Source organism: Conexibacter sp. CPCC 205762 (assembly GCF_030646155.1).
GTDB lineage: Bacteria > Actinomycetota > Thermoleophilia > Solirubrobacterales > Solirubrobacteraceae > Conexibacter.
In genome coordinates this window covers 1-24,464 of sequence record NZ_JAUTDN010000060.1, presented here as the reverse complement: position 1 = coordinate 24,464, position 24,464 = coordinate 1, and the positions used below count along the sequence as shown (strand labels likewise).

Sequence of the window (24,464 nt, the reverse complement as noted above, 5' to 3'; positions counted from 1 at the left end):
CGGGCGCGGGCGGCGCGGGCGCGGGTGTAGGCGGCGCGGGCGATGCTGGCCCGGCCGGCGCGGACGCGCGCGACGGTGCCGGCGCGCGAGGGCTGAGCGCGCGCTTCGGCTGGACGCCGCTGGGGACGGCGCTCGCGGCCACGCTTGCGCTGCTGGGGCTGCTGCTGGCGCTGCCGGTCGTCGCGTTCGAGCACACGAGCGGGCACCTGCTGCACGTCGCCGCCTTCGGGATGGAGCTGTGTCCGGCGCCGTTGCTCGCGGCCTCCTGCCTCGCCGCCGCCCTGATCACGCTCGCGGTAGCGTCTCGCCGATGAGCACGCCTCCGCCCAACGTCGTCGGCGCCGAGCGCGAGACGATGGAGGCCGTCTGGGCCGCCGGGGGCGAGGTCTCGGTGCGCGAGGTGCTCGACGCGCTCAACGCCGGCGAGGGCAAGCAGCGCGCTTACACGACCGTGATGACGATGTTGACGCGCCTGCACGAGAAGGGTCTGCTCGTCCGCCGCCGCGACGGCCGCAGCGACCGCTACGCCGCCGCGCTCGACCGCGACGCCTGGCGCGCCGCACGCGCCCGCGCCGAGGTCGACGCGCTCGTCGGCGAGTACGGCGAGGCCGCGCTCGTCCACTTCGCGCGCCAGGTCGGCGACCTCGACGACGAGCGCCGCGCGCGCCTCGAACGGCTCGCGCGCGGCGCCGACGAACCCGCCTGAGGCCGCCCGCCGCCCGCCGGCTCGCGCGGAGCGACCCTCGCCCGGCTACTTCAGCTTTCTGAACGTGACCGTCGTGCGGACGTTCGTCGTGACCGAGCCGCCGTCGAGTCTCGTCACGTCTCTCGCTCTCAGCACGATGATCACCTTGCCGGGGCTGCCGCCTCTGGTCAGGTCCTCGCCGGGCTTGGTGCTCGCGCTGAGGATGTCGAGCGGGTCGCGCAGCGTCGGCGCGCCCGCGTACTCGACCGGGCAGTCGGGCACGCTCGACGGCTCTCTCCAGTTGAGCACCGTCGAGCCGACGTCGAAGACCGGCTTCTTCTCCAGGTAGCCGGCCATCAGCGTGATCTCGGCGCTGCCTCTTCTCACGCACTCCCGCTGGCCATCGCCGCCACCGCCGCCGACGGGGCCGCCGCAGTCGCCCTGCGCGCCCTTGTCGGCGCTGCTGTCGCGCTCGGCCTCGATCCGGATCGGCATGAAGATGCCGCTGAAGCTCATCCCGACCTGCTGCAGCTCCAGCTCGCCCGTTCTCCACCACACCTGCTGCACGGTCTTCGGTCTGATCGATCTGAACCGCAGCGTCTGTCTGCCGCTGCCGCGGTCGAGGACGGTGCAGCCGCCGTCGGTGCGGGTGCGGTCGTAGGACCACGACGAGGTCTGCACGCCCGTGAGCGTCATCGAGTAGCGCGGCGGCGCGCTCGGCGTTCTTCTCGTCGTCTGTCTCGGCAGCGCGATCGCGTCGACGTACGGCGAGGCCGGGACCGGCGACGGCGTGCCGGGGGTGGTGACGGTGAACTGGCGCGGCAGCTCGACCGGCTCGCCGCCGCCGGCCGGGGTGACCTCGGTGACGAGGTGGCCGACGAAGGCGATCCCTCTCGGCGCCGCCGTCGCGGCCGCGCGCTGGACCTCGCGTGGCACCGCGACGGTGATCGTGACCGTTCTTCTGGCCGGCAGCCTGCGGCTGGCCGACAGCTCGCCGGTCGCCGCGTTGGCCAGCTGCTCGACGCCGCCGCGGGTGCTGAACGGGATCACGTTGAGCTGGGTCAGTCTCAGCGTGCAGGCCTCGGCGCAGGTCGCGCGCAGCGTCAGCTCGGTGAGCGCCGGCGACGGTCTCGCCTGCGACAGTCTCAGCTCGGCGACGGGGGCGGCGGAGGCGGCCGGCGCCGCGAGCGCCGCGCCGGCGGCGACGAGACCCAGCGCGACGGTCGAACAGATCTTCTTGGACATGGGCGGCGACGCTAGGTGCGCCTCCGCCCGCTCGCATCGGGGAGCTCCCGCGCTACTTCGCCAGCTTCTTCTTCTGGTCTATCGGCAGCCAGACGTGGAAGACGGTTCTGCCCGGCTCGGAGTCGACGCTGATGCTGCCGCCGTGGCGGTTGACGACGATCCGGCGGGCGACGTCGAGGCCGAGGCCGGTGCCGCTGCCGACCTCCTTCGTAGTGAAGAAGGGGTCGAAGATCCGTCTCGCGACCTCCGGCGGCATGCCGGGGCCGTCGTCGCCGACGTCGACGACGATGCAGTCGCCGTCGCGGCGGGTCGTGATCGTCATCGTGCCGGACTCGCCGATCGCGTCGATCGCGTTGTCGATCAGGTTCGTCCAGACCTGGTTCAGCTCCGAGCCGTACATCGTGATTCTCGGCAGCGTCTTGTCGAAGCTCTTCTCCAGCGCGATCGACTGGTGCTTCCACTTGTGCTTCAGCACCATCAGCGTCGTGACGATCCCCTCGTGCACGTCGGCCTGGACGACCTCGCCGCGATCCATGTAGGCGTACGACTTGACCGCTCTGACCAGCTCCGACATGCGGTCGGTCGACTCGGCCAGCTCGTCGGCGAGCGTGTGCGCCTGCAGCGAGGCGGCGACCCACATGATCACCTCGTCGAGGACGTCCCCGGCGACGGTCGCGGTGCGCGTCAGCCAGTCGTCGTCGGCGCAGGCGGCGGCGAGCGGGCCGACGACTCGCCAGGCGTTGCTGACGCCCAGCTCCTCCAGCCGGTCGAGCAGCTCGTCCTCGGCGTCGGCGGCCTCCAGCGTGCTCTTCTCCTCGCACTCTCTGGAGCGCTCCAGCAGCTCGTCCTTGAGGTGGACGACCTTCGCCGCCTCGCCGCGCTCGACGCCGGCCTCGACCAGCTTGCCGACGAACGTCTCGAAGGTGACGAGCGTCTCGGCGAGGTCGGCGGCGGCGCGCTTGGCGGCGGCGGCCGGGTTGTTCAGCTCGTGCGCGAGGCCGGCGGCCATCGTGCCGAGCGCGGCCAGCCGCTCGCGGTTGGCCTCCCGCTGCGCCGCCTTGCTGACGACCGGCCGCACCGTCCGCATCAGCAGGTCGAAGACGGGGCGCGTCTGCAGCACCAGCTCGACGAACGGCTCGCGACCGATGCGGGCGACGCGCACGTCGCCGGCGCAGACCATCTGGACCTTGTGCCAGCCGCCGGTCAGCGTCGGTATCGCGCCGATCCAGGTCGGCGCGAGCTGGTCGCCCTCCGGCTCGTGGCGGCCGTCCTCGCCGACCGAGTAGACGCGCAGCCGGCCGGTCAGGATCAGCTGCAGCCCGTGGCCCTCCTGGCCGACCTCGGCGACGACCTCGCCGTCGGGCAGCTCGCGCACCTCGGTCGCGTCGGCCCAGCGCTGCAGCGTCTCGTCGTCGACCCCTTCGAACAGGTCGATCGTCCGCAGGTCCTCGATCGTCGCGGTCGCGTGCGCGGTCATCGTCTATGCCTCCGCCAGGTACTCGTGCGCGAGCGAGACCGACATCGAGCCCTCGCCGACGGCGCTCGCGACGCGCTTGATCGAGCGCGCGCGCACGTCGCCGGCGACGAACACGCCGGGGACGCTCGTCTCCAACAGGAACGGGTCGCGCGCGAGCGGCCAGCCGTTGCCCTTGACCTCGGGCCCGGCGAGGATGAAGCCTCTCTGGTCGCGCGTGACGACGCCCTCCAGCCAGTCGGTCCGCGGCGCGGCGCCGATGAAGACGAAGCAGGCGTCGACCTGCTCGGTCGTCTCGGACCCGTCCGGCCCGCGGATCGTCAGGCGCGCGAGGTGGTCGTCCTCGCCCTCGGCGCCGATCGCCTGCGTGCCGGTCCGCACGTCGACGTTGGGGAGCGCCGCGAGCTGCTCGATCAGATAGTGCGACATCGACGTCTCGAGCGACGCGCCGCGCACGAGCATCGTCACCTGCTTCGCGTAGCTGGCGAAGTAGACGGCCGCCTGCCCGGCGGAGTTGGCGCCGCCGATGATCACGACGTGCTGGTCGCGGCAGGAGCGCGCCTCGGTCAGCGCGGCGCCGTAGTAGATGCCGGCGCCGGTCAGCTCTGCGAAGCCGGGGGCGCGCAGCTGGTTGTAGGAGACGCCGGAGGCGATCAGCACGCAGTTGGCGCTCAGCTCCGCGCCGCCGGTCAGCTCGACGATCCGGCCCGAGCCCTCGACGCGCAGCCTGGCGGCGTCGCGCATCGTCAGCAGCTCGGCGCCGAGCCGCCTCGCCTGGTCGGCGGCGCGGCGGGCGAGGTCGGAGCCGGAGAGGCCGGCGGGGAAGCCGAGGTAGTTCTCGATCCGGCTCGACTGGCCGGCCTGGCCGCCGGGCGCCTCGCGCTCGACCAGCGCCGTGCGCAGGCCCTCGGAGGCGCCGTAGACGGCGGCCGCGAGCCCTGCCGGGCCGCCGCCGACGATCACGAGGTCGTAGTGGTCGGAGGCCGGCACGCCGACGACGCCGAGCCGCTCGGCCAGCTCCAGCACCGACGGCCGCTCCAGCACCGTGCCGTCCTCCAGCAGCGCGACCGGCAGGCGGTCGGCGGGGACGGCGGCCAGTCTCAGCAGCTCACGCGCCTCGCTGTCACGCTCGACGTCGAGCCAGCGCGCGGGGACGCGGTTGCGGGCGAGAAAGTCGCGCAGGTCGTGCGACTCCTTCGAGAAGCGGTGGCCGAGCACGCGCACGCCGCCGGCCTCCAGCGCCGCGCCCGACTCCCACGTCGTCAGCAGGTCCTCCAGCACGGGGAAGAACTGCTCCTCCGGCGGGTCCCACGGCTTCATCAGGTAGTAGTCGAGCGAGACCTCGTTGATCGCGGCGATCGCGGCCTCGGTGTCGGCGTAGGCGGTCAGCAGCACGCGCTTGGCGTCGGGGACGATCTGCCGCGCCTGCGCGAGGTACTCGGTCCCCTCCATGCCGGGCATCCGCTGGTCGGCGACGAGCAGCGCGACCTGCTCGCCGCGGGCGCGGATCTGCTGCAGCACGTCGAGCGCCTCGGCGCCGCTGGAGGTGCGCATGATCCGGTAGCGCTCGCCGAAGCCGCGGCGCAGGTCGCGCGCGACGGCGGCGAGGACCGCCGGCTCGTCGTCGACGGCGAGGATCACCGGGCGGCGCTCGCGCTCGCGCTCGCCGGTGTTGGTGGTGGTGTCAGCGAGCGAACTCATGCGGGGGTGAAGCTAGCACTCCCGCGCGCGCTGACAAGCGGGCTTCACACGGCGGCGCGCGCCCGCGGGCGCGCGCCGCCGGCAGGTCGCTATCTGCCCGACGCCATGTCGGTCGCGATCTGCTCCAGCTGGTTGTCGGGGACGTGCGCGAGGAACTCGTCGCGCAGCCACAGCGCGAAGCCGTTCTTCAGCTGCGAGACGTGGCCCATCGTGCGGCCGTGCTTGACGACCGCGTCGGCGTTTCGCTTGCGCGTCTCCTGATACTCCGCGAACGCCTCCGCGTAGGGTCTCGCGACCAGCAGCGGCGCGAGCGTCGCGGCGTCCTCGATCGTCATGCAGGCGCCCATCGCGGCGAACGGCGTGGTCGCGTGGGCGGCGTCGCCGAGCAGCGCGATGCGGCCGTCGACCCAGCTCGTGAGCGGGTCCATGTCGCCGGGCGCGGTGCGCACGATCTGCTCGACCGGCGTCGTCTCGATCGCCGCCGGCAGCAGCTCGTACCAGCCCTCGACGTGCGCGAGGATCTCGTCCTTGACGACCGGCTTGTCCTTGTCGGCCTCGGGTGCGCGGTGGAGCGCGTACCAGCGCGCGCTGCCGCCGCCGACGTCGGCGACGCCGCCCTTGGAGCCCTTCTCCCAGATCTCGACGTGGTGACGCGCGGGCAGCAGCTCGTGCGTGAACGGGATCACCGCCGACCAGCCGCCGAAGCCGGAGTAGTGGAAGGCGTGCTCGTGCCTGGTGACGAGGTCGCGCAGCACGGAATGCGCGCCGTCGCAGCCGATCGCGACGTCGCCGCTGGCGCGGCCGCCGCCGGCCAGCAGCAGCGTCGCCGAGTCGCCGTCCTGCTCGACGCCGACGACCTCGGAGCCGAGCCGCAGGACGCCGTCGGGGAGCGCCTCGATCAGCGCCGCCTGCAGGCCGGCGCGCTGGATGTCGTAGGTCGGCGCGCCGAGTCTGCGCGACGCCTCGCCGACCGGCAGCGACTCGATCAGTCTGCCGTGGCGGGAGCGGATCTCGGTCCGCTCGATCGCCGAGCCCTCCTGCGCGAGGCGGTCGCCGTCGACGCCGAGGTCGAGCAGGTGCCTGATCGCGTAGGACCAGATCGTGAAGCCGCTTCTGCGGCTCTGCAGGTGGTCGTACTTCTCGTGCACCTCGACCTCGACGCCGGCGCGCGTCAGCGCCAGCGCGAGCGTCAGCCCGCCGACCCCGCCGCCCGCGATCACAGCCTTGCCGATCTGCGCCATCCCTCTCTCCTGCCTTCCGTTCGGTTCGCCCGTCGTCTCCCTGTCTATCGGCAGCGGCGGCCGCGACGTTACGATCCCGGTCATGGACGCCGTCGCCGGCCTGCTCGACGGACCGCGAGCGCGCGGGGCCTTCCTGCTGCGCTCGACGATGGATCCGCCCTGGTCGCTGCGGATCGAGGACGAGGCGCCGCTGACGCTCGCCGCCGTCGTGCGCGGGTCGGCGTGGGTCGTCTACGACGACGGCGAGCGGGTGCGGATGGGCCCGGGTGACGTCGCGGTCATGCGCGGGCCCGACCCGTACCTCGTCGCCGACGACCCGGCGACGCCGGTGCAGGCGGTCGTCGATCCCGGCCAGGACTGCCGCACGCCCGACGGCGTCGCGGTGCCGATCATGGAGATCCAGGGCGTCCGCTCCTGGGGCAACGTCGCCGACGGCGAGACCGTGCTGGTGACCGGCAGCTACGCGCTCGACGGCGAGGTCAGCCTGCGCCTGCTGCGGGCGCTGCCGCGGCTGATCGTGCTCGCCGCCGACGAGTGGAGCTGCCCGCTGGTGCCGCTGCTGGCCGACGAGATCGTCAAGGACGAGCCGGGACAGGAGGCGGTCCTCGACCGTCTGCTCGACCTGCTGCTGATCGCGGTCCTGCGCGCCTGGTTCGCGCGGCCGGAGGCGCAGGCGCCGGCCTGGTACCGCGCCAACGGCGACCCGATCGTCGGGCCCGCGCTGCGGCTGCTGCACCACGAGCCGGCGAAGCCGTGGACGGTCGCCTCGCTCGCGGACGCGGTCGGCGTCTCGCGCGCGACGCTGGCACGGCGGTTCGCGGAGCTGGTCGGCGAGCCGCCGATGGCGTTCCTGACCGACTGGCGGATCGCGCTCGCCGCCGACCTGCTGCGCGAGCCGGGCGCGACGATCGCCTCGGTCGCCGAGCAGGTCGGCTACTCCAGCGCCTTCGCGCTGTCAGCCGCCTTCAAGCGCGTCCGCGGCATCTCGCCGCAGCAGCACCGGCAGGCGGCGTAGGCGCGGCGCCGCGGCACGGCACGGCGCGGAGCGGCGCCGACGGGCGGCGCGGCGGGCGCACCGCCGCGCGCCGGCCTCAGCGCGGCAGCCGCAGCGGCCAGCCGACGAGCCGCGGGTCGGTGCCGACCAGGCGCGTGCGGGCGACGCCGCGGACCGCCACGACGCCCTGCCGCGCCAGCCGCGTGCGGGCCGCTCTCGGCAGCGCCGGCTCGATGGAGACGTCGTAGCCGCCGCCTCTGGCGAGTCTGACGACACGCTCGCCGAGCTTCGCGTAGCGCCCGCGCGGGAGGCCGAGTCTGCCGCTTCCGGAGAGCGTCGACAGCCGCAGCGCCTTCGCCAGCGCGGCCGGCGCGTAGAGCGTCGCGCGCGCCGCGCAGGAGCTGGCGCAGGCGACCGTGACCGGGTAGCCCTGCGTCGCGAGCAGTCTGACCGCGCCGCCGCGCGTCAGCACGACCGTGCGCGAGACGGCCGTCGGCTTGGAGCCCTTCGGCGTCAGCGTGAAGCCGACCCGCACCGTCACCTGGCGCGTGCGGCCGAGCCGCGCGGCGGAGCCGGAGCGCAGTCTCAGCGCCAGCTCGGCCGCGCCGGCGCGCGAGCGCTTGGCGGAGGCGCCGCCGACGACGAGGTAGTCGCCCTTCGGCCGCGCCGGGTCGTTCTTCGACAGGCCGCGGCCGGTCAGCCCGACCGAGGCGGCCTCGCTGCGGGGCACGTAGACGCGCGCGTCGATGCGGCAGCTGTCGGCGCAGGAGGTCGACAGCGGCAGCCCGTCGCGGACGGCGTCGGAGAGGCTCGCGACGCGCGGCAGCAGGGCGGTCTGGAGCGAGACGACGCGCCAGCTCACGACCGTCGGTCTGCGCTGGACGTTGCCGGCCGGGTCGGTCGCTCTCGCCTGCAGCGCGTGGGCGCCGAGTCTGACGCCGGTCAGCTGCAGCGGGAACGTGCAGGGCGCCCATCTGGCGCTGTCGAGCTTGCACTGGAAGGTCGAGCCGGCGTCGGAGGGCGTCAGGTTGACGGTCGCCGTGCGGGCGCCGGTCTGCGCCGGCGGGGCGGTCGCGACTCTGACCGTCGGGCGGACGGTGTCGATGCTGAACGCGAGGTCCTGGCTGACGCCGGAGGAGCTGGGGTTGCCGACCTGCGTCGCGCGCGCGGTGTAGGCGCCGTCGGCGAGCGCGGTCGGTCTGACCGACCAGCGGCCGTCGGGGCCGACAGTCGCGGTCAGCGTCTGCAGCGGGGTGCTGCTCTGGGTGCCGGAGACGCCGGAGAAGATCTGCAGCGACAGCGTCGTCGCGGCGCGGCCGCCGACGGCGGCGGCGCCGCCCAGCAGCGGCGTGCGGACGCGGACCGAGGCCGCCTGCGGCAGCGTGTCGATCGTGACGACCGGCGGGACCAGCTGCGCCGGCTGGATCACCGGGCCGCCGGCGGCGTAGACGTTGTAGGCGCTGCGCGGCCGGTCGGGCGTGTCGTAGTCGAGCGGGCTGCCGTCCATCGGCGCCGGCGAGACGAGCCCGCGGTCCTGGATCGCGCAGCGGCCGGCGGTCGTGCACTGGTTGGAGAAGTTGTAGTAGTAGATCCGGTCGATCCGCGGGTCGAGCGTGCCGAGCCCGAGCAGGAACTGGGTCGCGGCCGACTGCGAGTCGTCGCCCCACAGCTGGCCGGAGGCGTCGCGGTAGCGCGCGCCGACCTCGTCGATCCAGATGCGCGCGTTCGCGTACGGGCCCTGCAGCTTGCCGAGGTAGTAGCGCGCGACGCGGGCCGAGTCGGGTCCGTTCGGCTGCTGGAACGAGTTGACGTCGCTGTGCGCGTGGAAGGCCCAGACGGCCGGGATCGCGCCGTTCAGCGCGGCGGCGTACGCGTTGAAGTACGCGTCGTCGCCGGAGATCCCGGCGAAGTCGCCGGCGATCACGGTGCAGCCGGCGCAGGTCGCCTGCACCTGCAGGAAGTAGGAGGCCGCCAGCGCCGGGTCGGAGGCGAGCGGATAGGTGCGGCCGTCCGGGTTGTTCGGCTCGTTCCAGGGCGCGATCTCGGTGATGTCCGGATAGGCGGTGCGGAAGGCGGCGAAGCCCTCGGCGAACTGCTGCAGCGTCGGCGCGAGCGCGTCGCCGCTGGGGGCGCGCAGGTCGGCCGAGGGGCCGAACGAGACCATCAGGCTGACGCCCTTGGCGGGCGCCGCGGCGCGCAGCTGGTCGAACTCCTCACGCCGTCTGGCGCCGGCCGGTCCGACGCTCTCCAGCGCGACGTCGTACGGCAGCACGACGCGGATCCGCTTGACGTTCAGGCCGTCCCACCAGCGCTCCGCGAGCGTCGTCGCGTTCGAGTCCGATATGCCCAGCTCGACGGCGCGGGCAGGCGCCGCCGCGGCGGTGGTGATGATCGCCGCGAGCAGGCTGACCAGCAGCGCCGCGGCGAGCGGGACGCGTCGCCGCGCGCGTCCCGTCGTCTCGTTCGTATCCCGCACGTGAACAGACAACACCAGATTTCACGGGACGTTGCGGCGTGCAGCCGTTTCTTCACAAGTGGCTGCTCAGCCGGTGTAGCGCGGCGGGGCCGGGCGCACGACGCGCAGCGCGGCGGCGGCTCTGTTGTCGCGCAGGTCCGGGTCGGCGGTGGCGGCGTTGACGGCGACGCGGTTGACGAAGCGGCCTGGTCTGCCGGCGCGCGTCAGCACCGTCACGAGCGCGCGTCTGCCGACGCCGAGGCGGCCGACGCGGCAGACGACCGGCCGTCTGCGCGCGTCGCAGCGGCCGTGCGAGATCTGCACGCGCAGCACGTCGACGGGCGCCTGCCGCACCTCGACGCCGCTCACCTCCGTCGCCGGGTCGGGACCGCGGTTGACGACGACGATCGTGTAGCGGACGAGCTGGCCCGGTCGCGCGACGACCGGCGAGACGCGCTTGGAGATCGACAGCCGCGCTATCGGCCCGTTCGCCTCGACGACGCCCGCGACGCCGCCTCTGCCCTGCTCCTCCGGCGGTGTCGTCGGCGGCGTCGGCGGCTGCGCCGGCGGCACGACGAGCGGCGGCTCGGGCGTCGCCGCGAAGCGGTTGACGAAGGTGCAGTCGGCGTCGGGCGCGGCGGCCGTCAGCGTCAGCACCACCCGCCCCTGCGCGCTGCCGACTGGCTGCCCGTTGCAGACGATCGCGTCGAGCGCCCACGAGCCGCCGGCGCTGCCGGGCGGGTCTGTCTCGACGATCTCGTAGCTGCCGAGCGGGAGCGCGCTCGTGTCCTCGCCTCTCGCCGTCGCCGGCACGCCCGCGGCGGTCGTGCTCGCGCGCTGGACCCAGGTGTCGCCGCCGGGGTCGGCGCCGGCGGGCCGGACGACGAAGCCGGCCGTGCCGGTCGCGCCGACCGTCGTCTTGCGCAGCACGATCGAGCCCGACGGGGTGAAGCGGTTGGCGACGAGGCAGGCGCGGCCCTCGCCGGAGCGCAGCGTCACCGTCAGCGGCAGCGCGTCGCCGACCGTCCTGCCGTCGCAGACGACGCGCTCGACCGCCCAGCTGCCGCCGGGCCCGCTCGGCAGCGTCTCGTCGAGCCGGTAGGCGCCGGCCGCGAGCGCGAGCGGGTCGCCGGAGACCGGCACGTCCTCGGCGCGCGTCGTCAGCGTCTGGCGCGCGTCCTGCGGCCCGGCGAGCGTGAAGGGGAAGCTGCCGACGCCGCCCTGGGTCACCTTCGACAGCGCCAGCCCGGCGGGCGGCGGCGCGACGCGGTTGACGTAGGTGCAGGTGACGACGTCACCGGCGGCGAGCCTCACCTGCACCTCGCCGCCGGGAGCGATCGCGACGGCGCTCTGTCTCGTCTCCGAGACGCAGCGGACGGCCTCGCGCTGCCAGCCCGAGAGGCCGTCCTCGGAGAAGCTCCAGGGGGCGTCGCCGGCGCCGGTCGCGGCGCGGTGGAAGGTCGCCGCGTCGGGCCTGCCGTCAGCCGCGGTGAGCGTGAAGTCGTGGTCGACCGTGTAGGAGATGTTGCCGCTGAAGTGGAACGGCGTCAGCGCGTTCGTGCCAGGGGCGTCGACCTCCTTGCGCACGACGATCGTGCCGGCCGTCGGCGGCGGCGTGACGTAGTAGGCGTAACAGAAGACGTGGCGCGCGCCGCTCGGGAAGGCGACGAACTCGACGTTGTCGCCGTTGAGGTTGTCGATCGCGCAGCGCAGCGCGCCGAAGCCGTACTGCGACGGGAACGCTCTGTCGAGCACCGGGTCGTCGGGCAGGCCGCCCTGCAGCCACAGCGTGCTGCCCTGCGCGGCCAGTCTCGCCTGCTGCGGCGTCAGCTCGACGGTGACAGCGCCGCGCAGCGTCTCGCCGGTGTCGTGGCCGTCGACGTCGAGCAGGGCGATCGCGTCTCTCGTGACGATGCTCGTCGCGAACGGGCTGGTGACCTTCGACAGCGCGCCCCAGGGGCCGGTCACCGCTCTCGTCCGATAGCCCGTGCCGAGCGTGAAGCGCCAGTTCGGCAGCGGTATGCAGTTCGGCTGCTGCAGCAGCTCCTTCGACGGCTTGACCGCCTCGCCGCCGACGTAGAGCGTGTCCGCGCCGAGGTCCCGCAGGCTCTCCTGGATGTTGTTGCGGGCGCGGTTGGCAGCGATGTCCGTGTAGGCGCGGCAGTAGCGCGCCGCGAACGTGACGAGCCGGTTGGAGGAGTCGTCGGCGGCCGTCGCCGGGGGCGGCGCGAGCGCGAGCGCGGCGAGCAGGAGAGCGACTCCCGACCCGCAGCGCCGGCGCACCCGCCGTCCCCGGAAAACCATCTTCCGGTGTTACCCGATCAGGCCGTCGGCGCAATCCCTCCCGGAGGCGGCGAGCTGGGCAGCGGGTCGCCCTGGTCCTCGCCGGAGATCGGCGGGAACGCCTCCGTCAGCAGGCCGTAGTAGACGCCGGCGCGCGCGATGTAGGTGAGCCCCATCTTGATCAGGTCGAACAGCCCGCGCGGCTGCTTGCCGGTGAACAGGATCACGATCCAGCTCAGTATCACGATGATGCTGACGAGCAGGCTGAAGATGTAGGCCATGATCATCACCGGGATCATCAGGAAGATCCGGAACAGCGTCTTCACGCGGTTGTACTCCGGCAGCGGCGCCGGGATCACGAGCCGCACCGGGTACTCGGGGTGCTCGTCACCGTCGAAGGCAGGCCACTCGTCGGTCAGCAGGTTGTAGAAGCCGTTGACGCGGGCGGCGAAACGATGCGCCTTCGCGTTCAGCTGGTAGAGGCCGTCGGGGTAGCGACCGGTGAAGACGATCGCGAACCACGCGATGAACGTGCAGACATACGCCGCCAGCCCCCAGAAGATCCCGACGAGCAGCCACGGGATCACGAGCAGGCCGCGGAAAAAGGTGATCAGCCGGCTCTGGCGCTCGACGTAATCGGCCTCGTAGGCCACGGGATACATAGGCAACTACCTCCTGGTCTCGCCGCCACCGACCGGGCGGCGTCGACCGGGTTATCGACCTTCCGGCGGTGGTTCGCCACGAAGTTGGCGCGTAGGCGTCTCAGTCTGGCGCAGAGGTGCCCTCCCCGCCGATCCCGATGTGGTCCGCCTGCGCGGCGTGGGAGCGCTCGACCGGGTCGGGATAGGCCCGCTCCAGCACGGCGTCCAGCCGCGCCAGCTGGGCGTCGAGCGCGGCGGCGCGGACGGGCGGCGACTGCTCGCGCAGGCTCAGCAGCAGCGAGCGCATCCGCCGCATCACCTGCGGCTGCTCCGCGCCGTAGACGCGGATCTCGGTGACGGCGAGGTCGAGCAGCGCCTCCCAGCCGGGGTTGGGGACGACGAGCCGCAGCTCGCCGGCCGCGTCGGCGAGCTGGCCGCGCTCGAGGTCGCGCGTCGACAGCTCGCGCAGCAGCTCCTCCAGCCCGTCGAGCGCCTGCACCGCCGTCGTCGGGTCGTTGACGGCCGGCGAGAGCGCGCGCAGCGCGACGTCGACGATCGCCCGCAGCGCGAACGCCGGGTCCTGGCCGATCGTGCGCTCGTCGGCGAGCAGCGCCGCGCGCCGCAGCTCGGCCGCGTCGAGCCCCGCGGCGTCGCCGTGGACGCGGAACAGCACCGCCCCGCGGGGCACGAAGCCGCCGATCCCGACCGCCAGCTCGGCGACGACGCCGGCCGCCTGCGCGGCCCGCACCGCACGGCCGCGGTCGAGCGCGCTCAGCACGCCGGCCGTCCCCTCGTGGCGGACGAGCGCGCCCGGCGGCGCCAGCGGTCGCAGCGGCAGCGGCGGACCGTCGGCGAGCGGGAACGGATAGGTCTCGGCGATCGCGGCGCCGGCGCGCGCGACGACCTGGGCGATCACCCGCCGTGGGCGCAGCAGGTCGATCAGCCGGCTGACGAGCGCGAAGAACGCCAGCAGCGCCGCGATCAGCAGCAGCAGGTTGATCCCGAGCGTGAGGCTGGGGACGGTCGTGGCGCCGTCGCGGCCGATGTCGCGCAGCGAGACGAGCGCGCAGATCGTCGGCGCGACGAAGACGCCGAGCGCGTGCTTGACGACCGGGTCGCGGCGGAAGACGGCCAGCAGCCGCGGCGTGTACTGGCTGGCGCCGAAGGTGACGACGACGACCGCGATCGAGACGACGAGGCCGGCGAAGGCGATCATCCCGCTCGCGAGCGAGGAGAGGAAGGTGCGGGCGGTGTCGGGGTCGAGGTCGAGCCCGAGCAGGTCGCGCTCGCCCTCCAGCCGCGGCACGCCCCAGCCGAGCAGCAGCGCCGCGACGATATAGAGGCACGGCAGCAGCACGAGGCTGCGCGCGCTCGTCTCGCGCAGGCGGAAGCGCAGCCGCCACGCGCGGCTGCGCTCGCGCGCCGACAGCTGCTGCCGCGGCGGCTGCGGCGTGTCGCCGTCGGCGGCCATCGTGGGGCGTCAGCCTACGCGGCGCCGCGGTCGGCGCCGCGCGGCTCAGGCGACGGCCTGCGCGGGCGGCGTCGCCATGGTCGTCGCGCCCGCCCGCGTGAAGCGCAGCGCCCCGTCCTCGATCGCGCCGCGCTTCAGCAGCGCGACGTCGAGCACGTAGTTCTGGTGCAGCCGCCACGGCGCTCTCTCGCCCTGGCGCGGCAGCTCGTCGATCGAGCGCAGCACGTAGCCCGATCTGAGGTCGATGAACGGCTCGGTCGGCCGCGTCGGGTCGGGCGCGAGCGGCTCGACTCTGTCGTAGCCGTTGTCGCGCATGTGGTTCAGCAGCCGCGCGAGGTAGTGCGCCGCGAGGTCGCCCTTGAGCGTCCAGGAGGCGTTCGTGTAGCCGATCGTCAGCGCCATGTTGGGGATGCCGCTGAACATCATGCCCTTGTAGCCGACGGTCTTGGCGAGGTCGACCTCCTGGCCGTCGACCGCTATCGACATGCCGCCGAGCAGCAGCAGGTTGAGGCCGGTCGCGGTGACGATCGCGTCGGCCTCCAGCTCGGCGCCGGAGGCGAGTCTGAGGCCGCGCTCGGTGAACGTCTCGATGCGGTCGGTGACGACCGAGGCGCGGCCGGAGCGGATCGATCTGAAGAGGTCGCCGTTGGGGACGAGGCAGAGGCGCTGGTCCCACGGCGAGTAGGTCGGCGCGAAGTGGGTGTCGACGGCGTACCCGTCCGGCAGCTGCCGTGCGACGCCCGTCCGGATCACCTTCTTCATGAATCTCGGTGCGCGGCGGCTGAGCTGGAAGACGAGCGAGCTGAGGAAGACGTTCTTCCAGCGCACGATCGGATAGGCGACTCTCTGCGGCAGCAGCCGCCGCAGCACGTCCGCGATCGGGTCCTTCGCCGGCAGCGAGAGGACGTAGCTGGGCGAGCGCTGCAGCATCGTCACGTGCGCCGCGCGCTCGGCCATCGAGGGGACGAGCGTGACGGCCGTCGCGCCGGAGCCGATCACGACGACGCGCTTGCCGCTGTGGTCGAAGCCCTCGGGCCAGTGCTGCGGGTGGATCAGCTCGCCTCTGAAGCGCTCGCTGCCCGCGAACTGCGGCGCGTAGCCCTCGTCGTAGCGGTAGTAGCCGGTGCAGCCGAAGATGAAGTCGCAGGTGAGCGTGACCAGCTCGCCCGCGCCGGGGTCGGCGTCGCTGCCGTCGGTGCGGCGGGCGGTGACGGTCCAGCGCGCGTCGGCGGAGGACCACTCGGCGCGCACGACGCGGTGGTTGAAGCGGATCGCCTGCTCGACGCCGTGCTCGCGCGCGGTCGCGGCGATGTAGTCGAGGATCGAGTCGCCGTCGGCGATCGCCTTCGCCGCCGTCCATGGCTTGAAGTCGTAGCCGAGCGTGAACATGTCGGAGTCGGACCGGATCCCGGGATAGCGGAAGAGGTCCCATGTCCCGCCCAGTCTCGCGCGCGATTCGAGGATCGCGAACGACTTGCCGGGCGCTTCGGCCTGCAGGTGGCAGGCGGCGCCGATGCCGGAGAGGCCGGCACCGACGATCAGCACGTCGAGATGTTCGGGCTCCATTGCTCAATGGTGCCCGAGTGGCGAGCGTCAGGCGCCGGTACCGCCGCGTACCGGGCGCGTAGGCGCTCAGTAGTCGATCAACGCGCCGGCACTGACGTTGATCGTCGCGCCGGTCATCGCGGCGGCGGCGTCGGAGGCGCAGAAGGCGGCCGTCTCGCCGACCTCCCACAGCGTCGCCGCGCGGCCGCGCAGGGTCATCGCGTCGAGCGAGGCGACGAGCTGCTCGCGGCCGTCGAAGCCGGCCGGGAACGACTCGGCGATCCCGCCGCTGCGCAGCGTCACGACGCGCACGCCCTGCGGCCCCAGCTCGGTCGACAGCTGCCGCCGCATCGACTCCATCGCCTCGAACGCGACCTGCAGCCCGCCGAGCGAGTACCCGCGCATCGCCGGCCCCGAGCCGCCGAAGACGAGGATCACGCCGCCGCCGCTGCCGGCCATGTTGCGGGCCGCCGCGCGCCAGGTCAGGAAGCTCGTGCGGACCGCGGTCGCGACCGGCTGCAGGTAGTCCTCGACCGCCATCTCCGCCATCGGCGTGCCCTGCACGTCGCCGTGCTGGATCACGTTCATCGAGATGTCGAGCGAGCCGGCGCTCCTGGCGACCTCGTCGGCGTGCTCGTCGACCTGCTGCTCGTCGGTCGCGTCGAGCACGGCCGTCTCGGCGCGGCCGCCGGCCGCCTCGATCCGCGCCGCGACCGCCTCCAGTCTCGCCGCCGTGCGGCCGGCCAGGAAGACGCGCGCGCCGGCCCGCGCGAACGCCTCCGCGCAGGCGCCGCCGATCGTTCCGCCGCCGCCGTAGACGACTGCGTTCTTGCCGTTGAGGGACATCGCTCGCGCTCCGTTCGGTTCGAGGTCTCGCGAGCAGAGACGGCCGCCGCCGCCGAAACTCATCGCTACGCCGACAGGAAGCGCACGACCGCCAGCACGCGGCGGTGGTCGTCGGGGCTGCGCTCCAGCCCCAGCTCGTCGTAGATGTGCGACGCGTGCCGCACGACCGCCTTCTCCGAGATCGACAGCAGCTCGGCGATCGCGGCGTTGGAGCGGCCCTCGGCCATCAGCTCCAGCACCTCGCGCTGGCGCTCGGTCAGCCGCTCCAGCGGGTCGTTGCGGCGCGGCCGGTCGAGCATCGCGGCGACGACCGTTCTGTCGAGCACCGAGCCGCCGGCGATCACCCGCCGCAGGTCGCCGACGAAGCGGTCGATGTCGCCGATCCGCTGCTTCAGCAGGTAGCCGACGCCCTCCTCGCCGCTCTCCAGCAGCTCGACCGCGTAGCGCCGCTGGACGTACTGCGACAGCACCAGCACCGGCAGCCCCGGGCGTCTGCGGCGCAGCTCCAGCGCCGCTCTGAGGCCGTCGTCGGTGTGCGTCGGCGGCATCCGGATGTCAGCGACGACGAGGTCGGGGCGGTGGGCGGAGGCCTTGCGCACCAGCTCCTCCCCGTCGCTGGCGACGGCGACGATCTCGAAGCCGGCCCGCTCCAGCACGAGCGACAGCCCCTCGCGCATCAGCAGCTGGTCCTCGCCGATCACGACGCGCACGGCAGCTCCACCCGCACGCACGTGCCGGCGCCGGTCGCGCTGTCGATCCGCAGCCGGCCGCCGAGCGCCTCGACGCGATCGACCATCGAGCGCAGCCCGTGGCCGGCGCCGGCACGGCCGATCCGCGCGCCGCCGATGCCGTCGTCGCTGATCTCGATCCGCAGCCAGTCGTCGGCGCCGCAGCGGAGGCTGACGGCCAGCTCGTCGGCGCGCGCGTGCTTGACGGCGTTGACGAGCGCCTCCGCGACGACGAGGTAGCCGGTGCTCTCGACCAGCGGCGGCAGGCGGTCGGCGTGGGCGCTCTCGAAGCTGAGCGCGACCGCCGTCGGCATCCGGTCGGCGAGCGCCTCGACGGCCGCCGCCAGCCCGCGCTCGGTCAGCTCCGCCGGCATCACGCCGTCGACCAGCGCGCGCAGCTCGTCGATCGCCGTCTGGATCTCGTCGTGCAGCTCCGCCGCCGCGCCGCCGGCGACGCCGGCCTGCACCGCCAGCAGCACGAGCCGCGACTGGAGGCCGTCGTGGAGGTCGCGCGCGATCCGCCGCCGCTCCGTGTCGGAGGCCTCGACCAGCCGCGCGCGCGAGACGCGCAGCTCGACCGTGAGCCGCTCGCGGTCGAGCGCGAGCGCGACGACGCGCGCCGCCTCGCGCACCTCCGCCGGCCGCGTCAGCAGCGTCGCGTCGTAGGCGATCGCGCCGATCGTCTCGCCCGCCAGCTCGACCTCGACGACGCCGCGGCGGCCGTTGGCCGACGGCGGCACCGCGAAGACCCCGTCGCCGTTGACCCAGCCGTCGGTGTCGGGGACGCGGAACAGCAGCTCGAGGCTGCGGTCGCCGAGCGTCTCGGCGAGCAGGTCGGTGAGCCGCCGCCGGCCGCCGGTGCCGAGCTGGGCGCCCAGCTCCTCGACGTCGCCGGTGCGGGCGAAGCCGCCGAGCGTGGCGGCCAGCACGAACGCGATCGGCACGAGCGCCATCACCGTCAGCTGCACGTTGGCGCGCATGATCGGGTCGGCGATCAGCTCGCTCAGCAGCGAGTTGAACGGGATCACCAGCACGGCGACGATCCCGTACAGCGACAGCGGCGCCAGCACGCGCCGCTGCGCGGGCGGCGCGGCGAGGAACCGCCGCGCCAGCAGCACGCAGGCGCTCAGCACGACGACCGCCCCGAAGCCGCGCTGCGTCCAGCGGCCGGCATCGACGAGGTCGGGCCGATCGGCGACCATCAGCGGGCTGCCGGCTCTGTAGAGGTAGAGCGGGATCTGGCCGACGAGGCTGATGACGTAGGCGGCCAGCGTCGTGACGCGCGCCGCGGTGCTGCGCAGCCGGCCCGAGGGGAACGCCAGCAGCAGGTGGATCAGCAGCGCGATCGGGAGCGTCTGGACGATCTGGCCGGCGGCGACGAGCGCCGGCACCGTCGTGTTGTTGAGGCCCGCGCCGAGCCACAGGAAGCCGCCGCCCGTCAGCAGCAGCCCCATCAGGCTGCTCGGCCGCCGCAGCCACGCGATCACGCCGGCGGCGGCATAGATCCACGCGCCGAGCACGAACAGCGCCGCCGCGAACGGCGGGTCGGGCGCGTTCGCGCCGGAGTAGAGCAGCGCCAGCTCGCCGAGGCCCGCGAGCAGCACGGCGACCGTCACCTGCGCGACCGACAGCAGCAGCGTCAGGCGCCGTGCCGGGATCGCCGCGCGGGACGGCGCGGAGGCGGGAGGAGCGTCGAGAGCGGCGATCGCGCCAGCCTAGAAGACGACCGCCCGCCGGCACAGGGGACCTGGGTCTGCTTCTGCCGGCGGGATGGCGCGTTCAGCCGCGCGGGCGCAGCCGTTCGAGCGACTGGCGCGTGCTCGCGTCGAGGTCGTAGCGGGGGTCGCCGTCGAGGTCGAAGACGACCCGCCGCGTCGCCGGGTCGTATCTGACCCGCAGCACGTCGTACTCGCGCGGGCGCAGGCCGGAGATCCCGAAGACCGCCGTCACCTCCGCCTCGAACCGCTCGCTGCCGTCGGCCGGGCGCACGTCGAGCCGATGGCGCCAGCGCCGCAGCGTGTCGGCCGAGCGGCCGGAGCGGTCCTCGATCGACAGCACCGTCGCCTCCGCCGGCAGGCCGTGCTTGCGCACTCTGCGATCGCGCCCGAACATCAGCGCGCGAGCCGGAAGGTCGCCGTCGCCGGCTTGGAGCGGTTGCCGGCGGCGTCGGTCGCGACGAGCGTGACGCGGTAGCTGCCGGGCGCGAGCCGCGCGCGTCTGCTCAGCCGGCCGCCGAAGGCGAGCCGGTTGGCGCCCTTCGCGGCGCTGATCGTCAGCCCCGCTCTGAGCGTGCGGTAGCGCCCGCCGCGCCCGCGCAGCGCGAACCGCAGCCGCACCGTGGCGCGCTCGGAGAGCGTGAACGCGAACGCGGGCGCGCCTCTGCGCGCATGCAGCCGCGGCAGCGCTCTGCCGGCCGCGATCCGTCTCGGCGCGCGCAGCGCGGTCAGCCGCGGCGGGGTGCGATCGGCGCCTCTGCCCGTTCTCGGCCCCGGGCCCGGCTGCGCGGGCGGGGCGGCGATCGTCACCTGTGCGCTGGCGGCGGCGCTCTTCCCGGCCGGGTCGATCGCGGTCACGGTCGCCGTGTGGGCGCCTGCCGTCGCGAAGGCGTGAGCGACCTCGGCGCCGGCCGCGCTGCCGCCGTCGTCGAACTGCCACACGAACGTCAGCGGCGCGGCCGGGTCGGCGGCGCACGAGCCGGCGGCCGAGAAGGCGACGGCGGCGCCCGTCTGCGCGCTCGCGCTGGCGGCGGTGGCGCGTGCGTGCGGCAGCACGCGCTGGTACTCGTAGGCGCCGACGTCGACGCGCGGCGTGCAGTCGCCGTCGCCGTCGGCGAGCCGCGGCGCGCCGGCGACGTCGCGGTCGCTGACGGCGTCGGGCGCGAAGGCCGGGTCGCCGGCGTCGACGAGCGGCGATCCGGCGGTCAGGTGGAAGTCGCCTCTGGCGGCGTCGGCGAAGCCGGTCGGGGCGGGCAGGCGGTTGGTCTCGGTCGTCGTGCCGGGACCGCCCTCGAACGGCTCGCCGGGGACGCGGTCGCGATGAGCGACGCGGTCGGCGACGACGGTCGCGCTGCCGCCGCTCTCCGCGACGCGCACGAGCGGGACCCCGGTCCCGCTGATCGCGCTGTCGGCGATCCGCAGCGTGCTGACGCCGCCGTCCGCTCCGACCGCGTAGGCGCCGATCGCCGCGTTGCCGTCCTCTCTGCCGCCGACGATCGTGACGCGGGCGGCGTCGAGGTCCGCGACGTTGCCTCTCTGCGCCAGCGCCGCGAGCCCGGCGGTCATGCCGCCCGGAGCGCCGGCGCGGCCGTCGATCAGCGTGTCGCGGACGATCGCTCTGCCGCCGAACGCCTGCACGCCGAGCGACGCGGCGATCGTCGCGCGGCGCACCGTCAGCTGCCCGCCCTGGACGACAGCGGCGCCGGCGCCCGCCGAGGAGAGGATCGAGTCGCTGACCGAGCCGGCGCCGGAGAGCGTCCCGACCGCCGGCGTCGTGCCCTCGTGCATCGCGATCGAGGAGCCGGTCAGCGAGGCGCCGTCGTTGAGCACGACGCCGACCCCGGCGGAGTTGCCGAGCGTCTGCACGACCGTGATGTCGCTGGCGCTGGCGCCGACCAGCTGCAGCGCGGCGCCGGCCGGGCGGACCAGCTCGAGCTTCAGGCCGCGGACCGTCGCCGCCGTGCCGAAGACCGACAGCACGGTTCTGTCGTCGACTCTCGACTGCAGCGTCGTGCCGCTGACGCCCGCGATCTCGACCGGCTCGGCGGAGTTGTAGACGTAGGGGCCGGCGGCGAAGATCGCGTCGCCGAGGAAGAAGCGGTCGGCGGTGCCGTTGGACTGCGCCTCCGTCAGCGACGCCTGCAGCTGCGCGGCGGGGACGCTCGGGCCGGTGCATCTCGGCTTCGCGACGCAGTAGTCCTTCGCCTCGGCGGCGGCGGTGGGCAGGAGTGAGATCAGCGCCGTCGCGAGGACGGCGGACGGAATCAGACGCATCGGTCGATCGTCGGGCCGGCGGCGGTTCGGCACAACGGCCGCGCCCCTGAACCGCTCCCGGAACCGCCCGCGCCGGGCCGTGGCGGCGAACCGGCTTGTGATCCGCGGCGGTGAGGGTCACACTCGCGAGCGTCGATGCGCCTCGATCGCGAGAACGTGCAACCACTGGCCGGCCGCGAGCGGGAGCTCGCGCTGCTCGACGACGTGCTCGCGCGGCTCGGGGGCGGCGGGGGCGTCGCGGCCGGCGGCGGGGCGGCCGGCGGCGGGGCGGCCGGCGACGGCACGATCGTCGCGATCTCCGGCGAGCCCGGGATCGGCAAGACCGCGCTGCTGACGCGGCTGGCGCAGGAGGCCCGCGCCCGCGGCGCGCTCGTGCTGTCCGGGCGCGGCTCGGAGTTCGAGCGCGAGCTGCCCTACGCGCTGCTGGCCGACGCGCTCGACGACCACCTCGGCGCGCTCGACCCCGCGCGGCTGGCGCGGCTGGAGCGCGACGAGCTGGCCGAGCTGGCGATCGCGCTGCCGTCGCTGCGCGCCTTCGCCGACGGCGCCGGCACGCCCCACGGGCTCCAGCGCGCCGTCCGCGGGCTGCTGGAGCGGCTCGCGGTGCCTGGCGGCCTGGTGCTGCTGCTCGACGACGCGCAATGGGCTGACAGCGCGACCGCGGCGCTCGTCGCGGCGCTCGTGCGGCGCCCGCCGCGCGCGCCGGTCGTGCTCGTGCTGGCCCACCGCTCGGCCCAGCTCGACCCGCGGCTGGCCGGCGCGCTCGCCGCCGCGCGCGCCGAGGAGCAGGCGCTCGCGCTCCCGCTCGCCCCGCTCGACGCGAGCGCGGCCGAGCGGCTGCTGCGCGACCTGCTCGGGCACGCCGACGCCGCCGGCGCACGGGTCGATGCCGGCGCGCGAGACGCCGACGCGGGCGCGGCGCACGGCGCACGAGTCGATGCGACCGGCGCGACGCGTGCGGCGCAGCTCGACGCCGACGTGCGCGACGAGCTGCTGCGCGACAGCGGCGGCAATCCCTTCTACCTGCTGCAGCTCGCTCGCGCACGGGCGCGTGCCGGCGCCGTGCCCGCCGGCGGCGGCGACCTCGACAGCGAGGTCCCGCCGGCCGTCGCGGCGGCACTCGCGGCGGAGCTGGCGCTGCTGCCCGACGACGCGCTGGCGCTGCTGCGCGGCGCCGCCGTCGCGGGCGATCCGACCGACGCCTCGTTCGCCGCCAAGGTCGCCGGCCTCGACGCCGAGCGGCTGCCGGCGGCGCTCGACGCGCTGCTCGCCGCCGAGCTGCTGCGCCCGGCGGCGGCGACCGCCTCCGCGACCGCGCGCGCGGCCCTGCCGGCCGCAGCCGCCTCAGCCGCCACCCGCGCGGCCCTCCCGTCGGCAGCCGCATCCGCCGCCGCGCGCGCGGCCCTCCCGTCGGCAGCCGCATCCGCCGTCGCGCGCGCGGGCTCCCGCGCGACCCCCGCATCCGCCGCGGCTCCGGCCGCGCCCGGCTGGGTCGGCTTCCGCCATCCGCTCGTGCGCCGCGCGGTCCACACGGCGACGAGCGCCGGCTGGCGCAGCGCCGCCCACGGCCGCGCCGCGGCGCTGCTGCGCGAGTGGGGCGCGGGCGCGCCGGCTCAGGCGCATCACGTCGAGCAGGCGGCGGCCCGCGGCGACCGCGCGGCGGTCGCGCTGCTGAGTACCGCGGCGACCGAGGTCGCGCCGCGTGCCCCGGCGACCGCGGCCGGCTGGCTGGAGGCTGCGCTGCGGCTGCTGCCGCCTGGCGACAGCGCCCCGGAGCGGATCGCGCTGCTGGGCCCGCTGGCGCAGGCGCTCGCGGCGGCCGGCCGCCTCGACGCCGCGCACGCGGTCCTGCTCGAGCTGCTGGCAGCGACCCCGCCCGACTCGCCCGTGCACGTCGAGGCGACCGCCGGCTGCGCCGCCGTCGAGCGCCTGCTCGGCCGCCACGCGATCGCCCGCACCCGCCTGCTCGCCGCCCTCGCCCGCTTCGACGAGGCGGCGCCCGCATCGGCCGGCGCCGCCGGAGCGCCCGCCGACGCCGCCCTCGCCGCGCCCGCCGCCCCCGCCCCCGCCCGCCTCGCGCTCGCGCTGCGCCTCGAGCTGACCGCGCACGCCTCGCTGGAGGCCGACTTCGCGCTGATGCGCGACTGCGCGGCGCGGGCGCGGGAGACGGCCGCCCAGCTCGGGGACGACGCCGCCGGCGCGACGGCCGCGGCGGCGCTCGCGTTCGCCGAGTACTCGCTCGGCGCGGTCGCCGTCTCGGTCGAGCTGGGCGAGACGGCCGCCGCGCTCGTCGCCAGGCTCGACGACGCCGCGCTCGCGCCGCGGCTGGAGACCTTCCTCTACCTCGGCTGGTGCGACTGGTTCAGCGGCCGCTTCGCCGCCGCCGCGCACAGCTTCGAGCGCGCGGTCGCGATCGCGCGGGCGAGCGGGCGCGGCGCGCTCACGACCGAGCTGCTGGTCGGGCACGCGGTCGCGCTCGGCAGCTGCGGCCGGCTGCCGGAGGCGGTCGAGCTGGCCGACGCCGCGGTCGAGCAGGCGCGCGGCACCGGCAGCGAGCCGCCGCTGCTGTGGCCGCTGTACGCGCTCTGCATGACGCGCGAGCCGCGCGACGAGCTGGGCAGCGCGCTGCAGGCCGGTGAGGAGGCGGTCGCGCTCGCGCGGCGACTCGGCCCCTCGACGATCGGCGCCGGCTGCGGCTGGGCGCTCGCGAGCGTGCTGATCGCGCACGGCAGCGGCGAGCGCGCCGCCGCCGTGCTGCTGGAGCTGGCCGGCGGCGAGCAGCTGCCGCGCTGCTACCCGGGCTGGCGCGCGGTCTGCTTCGCGCTGCTGACGCGCGCGGCGCTGACGCACGACGACCACGTCGCGGCCGCGCGCTGGAGCGCCCGCGCCCGCGCCGCGTCGAGCGACTTCCCGATCCCCTTCGGCAGCGCCGTCGCCGCCTGCGCGGAGGCCGAGCTGCTGCTCGCGACCGACGCCGCCGCCGACGCCGCCGCGCTCGCCGCCTCAGCCGCCGACGCGCTGACCGCGCTCGGCGCGCCGGTCGAGGGCGGCCGCGCGCGGCTGCTCGCCGGCCGCGCGCTGATCGCCGCCGGCGACCGCGACGGCGCCGCGACCGTCCTGCGCGCCGCCGAGGCCGAGCTGCTCGCCTGCGGCGCCGAGCGGCTGC

At 75.0% G+C, this 24,464-nt stretch carries 18 protein-coding genes; 4 read left to right on the top strand and 14 right to left on the bottom strand.

Features of this window, described 5'->3' with window-relative positions:
• Both Q7L73_RS26615 and Q7L73_RS26610 read left to right on the top strand, forming a co-directional pair.
• Positions 1-314: hypothetical protein (locus Q7L73_RS26615; protein WP_304715722.1), on the top strand; the 314-nt coding region annotated here is incomplete at its 5' end.
• A complete protein-coding gene (locus Q7L73_RS26610) occupies positions 311-706 on the top strand; it encodes a BlaI/MecI/CopY family transcriptional regulator (protein WP_304696211.1) in 396 nt (131 codons plus the stop codon). The genes Q7L73_RS26615 and Q7L73_RS26610, both read left to right, overlap by 4 nt.
• Positions 707-751: 45 nt before the next feature.
• On the opposite strand, the gene Q7L73_RS26605 is transcribed toward Q7L73_RS26610, so the two are convergent.
• From Q7L73_RS26605 to Q7L73_RS26590, 4 genes are all read right to left on the bottom strand, one after another.
• On the bottom strand, positions 752-1,930 hold the full coding sequence (locus tag Q7L73_RS26605) for a hypothetical protein (protein ID WP_304696213.1): 1,179 nt from the start codon (positions 1,928-1,930) through the stop codon (positions 752-754).
• Positions 1,931-1,982: 52 nt separating this feature from the next.
• Complete coding sequence (locus Q7L73_RS26600) at positions 1,983-3,407, bottom strand: ATP-binding protein (protein WP_304696215.1); 1,425 nt, start codon at positions 3,405-3,407, stop codon at positions 1,983-1,985.
• 3 nt (positions 3,408-3,410) lie between these two features.
• Positions 3,411-5,105, bottom strand: coding sequence for an FAD-dependent oxidoreductase (locus Q7L73_RS26595; protein WP_304696217.1), 1,695 nt, complete (start codon positions 5,103-5,105; stop codon positions 3,411-3,413).
• Between the two features lie 89 nt (positions 5,106-5,194).
• Positions 5,195-6,346 (bottom strand): FAD-dependent monooxygenase, encoded by a 1,152-nt coding sequence (locus Q7L73_RS26590; protein ID WP_304696219.1) that lies wholly within the window; start codon positions 6,344-6,346, stop codon positions 5,195-5,197.
• Positions 6,347-6,428: 82 nt separating this feature from the next.
• Between Q7L73_RS26590 and Q7L73_RS26585 the strand changes: the two genes are divergently transcribed.
• The gene (locus tag Q7L73_RS26585) at positions 6,429-7,361 is read left to right on the top strand and encodes an AraC family transcriptional regulator (protein WP_304696221.1); all 933 of its coding nucleotides are present in this window, start codon (positions 6,429-6,431) and stop codon (positions 7,359-7,361) included.
• Between the two features lie 76 nt (positions 7,362-7,437).
• Here Q7L73_RS26585 and Q7L73_RS26580 read toward each other — a convergent pair whose 3' ends face one another.
• From Q7L73_RS26580 to Q7L73_RS26535, 10 genes are all read right to left on the bottom strand, one after another.
• Positions 7,438-9,816 (bottom strand): hypothetical protein, encoded by a 2,379-nt coding sequence (locus Q7L73_RS26580; protein WP_304695774.1) that lies wholly within the window; start codon positions 9,814-9,816, stop codon positions 7,438-7,440.
• A 66-nt stretch (positions 9,817-9,882) separates the two neighbouring features.
• Positions 9,883-12,099 carry a DUF11 domain-containing protein gene (locus Q7L73_RS26575; RefSeq protein ID WP_304695772.1) on the bottom strand — a complete coding sequence of 739 codons (2,217 nt, stop codon included), beginning with the start codon at positions 12,097-12,099 and terminating at the stop codon, positions 9,883-9,885.
• Between the two features lie 17 nt (positions 12,100-12,116).
• Positions 12,117-12,740, bottom strand: coding sequence for a DUF4389 domain-containing protein (locus Q7L73_RS26570; RefSeq protein ID WP_304695770.1), 624 nt, complete (start codon positions 12,738-12,740; stop codon positions 12,117-12,119).
• Positions 12,741-12,840: 100 nt separating this feature from the next.
• Positions 12,841-14,190 (bottom strand): DUF2254 domain-containing protein, encoded by a 1,350-nt coding sequence (locus Q7L73_RS26565; protein ID WP_304695768.1) that lies wholly within the window; start codon positions 14,188-14,190, stop codon positions 12,841-12,843.
• A 45-nt stretch (positions 14,191-14,235) separates the two neighbouring features.
• Positions 14,236-15,756, bottom strand: coding sequence for an NAD(P)/FAD-dependent oxidoreductase (locus tag Q7L73_RS26560; protein ID WP_304695766.1), 1,521 nt, complete (start codon positions 15,754-15,756; stop codon positions 14,236-14,238).
• Between the two features lie 66 nt (positions 15,757-15,822).
• Positions 15,823-16,581 carry an SDR family NAD(P)-dependent oxidoreductase gene (locus tag Q7L73_RS26555; protein WP_304695764.1) on the bottom strand — a complete coding sequence of 253 codons (759 nt, stop codon included), beginning with the start codon at positions 16,579-16,581 and terminating at the stop codon, positions 15,823-15,825.
• 65 nt (positions 16,582-16,646) lie between these two features.
• Positions 16,647-17,291 (bottom strand): response regulator transcription factor, encoded by a 645-nt coding sequence (locus tag Q7L73_RS26550; protein ID WP_304695762.1) that lies wholly within the window; start codon positions 17,289-17,291, stop codon positions 16,647-16,649.
• Complete coding sequence (locus Q7L73_RS26545) at positions 17,279-18,925, bottom strand: sensor histidine kinase (RefSeq protein WP_304695760.1); 1,647 nt, start codon at positions 18,923-18,925, stop codon at positions 17,279-17,281. Before Q7L73_RS26545 ends, Q7L73_RS26550 begins: the two co-directional genes overlap by 13 nt.
• Positions 18,926-19,088: 163 nt before the next feature.
• Positions 19,089-19,421 (bottom strand): hypothetical protein, encoded by a 333-nt coding sequence (locus Q7L73_RS26540; RefSeq protein ID WP_304695758.1) that lies wholly within the window; start codon positions 19,419-19,421, stop codon positions 19,089-19,091.
• Complete coding sequence (locus tag Q7L73_RS26535) at positions 19,421-21,298, bottom strand: PKD domain-containing protein (protein WP_304695756.1); 1,878 nt, start codon at positions 21,296-21,298, stop codon at positions 19,421-19,423. Before Q7L73_RS26535 ends, Q7L73_RS26540 begins: the two co-directional genes overlap by 1 nt.
• A 135-nt stretch (positions 21,299-21,433) precedes the next feature.
• Here Q7L73_RS26535 and Q7L73_RS26530 point away from each other — a divergent pair.
• A partial coding sequence (locus tag Q7L73_RS26530; protein ID WP_304715721.1) for an AAA family ATPase occupies positions 21,434-24,464 on the top strand: 3,031 nt, incomplete at its 3' end.

What these genes read in the sequence shown, in the direction of transcription:
- Q7L73_RS26610 (WP_304696211.1), top strand. Translation starts at nt 311, where the DNA reads ATGAGCACGCCTCCGCCCAACGTCGTCGGCGCCGAGCGCGAGACGATG.
- Q7L73_RS26605 (WP_304696213.1), bottom strand. Translation starts at nt 1,930, where the DNA reads ATGTCCAAGAAGATCTGTTCGACCGTCGCGCTGGGTCTCGTCGCCGCC.
- Q7L73_RS26600 (WP_304696215.1), bottom strand. Translation starts at nt 3,407, where the DNA reads ATGACCGCGCACGCGACCGCGACGATCGAGGACCTGCGGACGATCGAC.
- Q7L73_RS26595 (WP_304696217.1), bottom strand. Translation starts at nt 5,105, where the DNA reads ATGAGTTCGCTCGCTGACACCACCACCAACACCGGCGAGCGCGAGCGC.
- Q7L73_RS26590 (WP_304696219.1), bottom strand. Translation starts at nt 6,346, where the DNA reads ATGGCGCAGATCGGCAAGGCTGTGATCGCGGGCGGCGGGGTCGGCGGG.
- Q7L73_RS26585 (WP_304696221.1), top strand. Translation starts at nt 6,429, where the DNA reads ATGGACGCCGTCGCCGGCCTGCTCGACGGACCGCGAGCGCGCGGGGCC.
- Q7L73_RS26575 (WP_304695772.1), bottom strand. Translation starts at nt 12,099, where the DNA reads ATGGTTTTCCGGGGACGGCGGGTGCGCCGGCGCTGCGGGTCGGGAGTC.
- Q7L73_RS26570 (WP_304695770.1), bottom strand. Translation starts at nt 12,740, where the DNA reads ATGTATCCCGTGGCCTACGAGGCCGATTACGTCGAGCGCCAGAGCCGG.
- Q7L73_RS26565 (WP_304695768.1), bottom strand. Translation starts at nt 14,190, where the DNA reads ATGGCCGCCGACGGCGACACGCCGCAGCCGCCGCGGCAGCAGCTGTCG.
- Q7L73_RS26560 (WP_304695766.1), bottom strand. Translation starts at nt 15,756, where the DNA reads ATGGAGCCCGAACATCTCGACGTGCTGATCGTCGGTGCCGGCCTCTCC.
- Q7L73_RS26555 (WP_304695764.1), bottom strand. Translation starts at nt 16,581, where the DNA reads ATGTCCCTCAACGGCAAGAACGCAGTCGTCTACGGCGGCGGCGGAACG.
- Q7L73_RS26540 (WP_304695758.1), bottom strand. Translation starts at nt 19,421, where the DNA reads ATGTTCGGGCGCGATCGCAGAGTGCGCAAGCACGGCCTGCCGGCGGAG.
- Q7L73_RS26535 (WP_304695756.1), bottom strand. Translation starts at nt 21,298, where the DNA reads ATGCGTCTGATTCCGTCCGCCGTCCTCGCGACGGCGCTGATCTCACTC.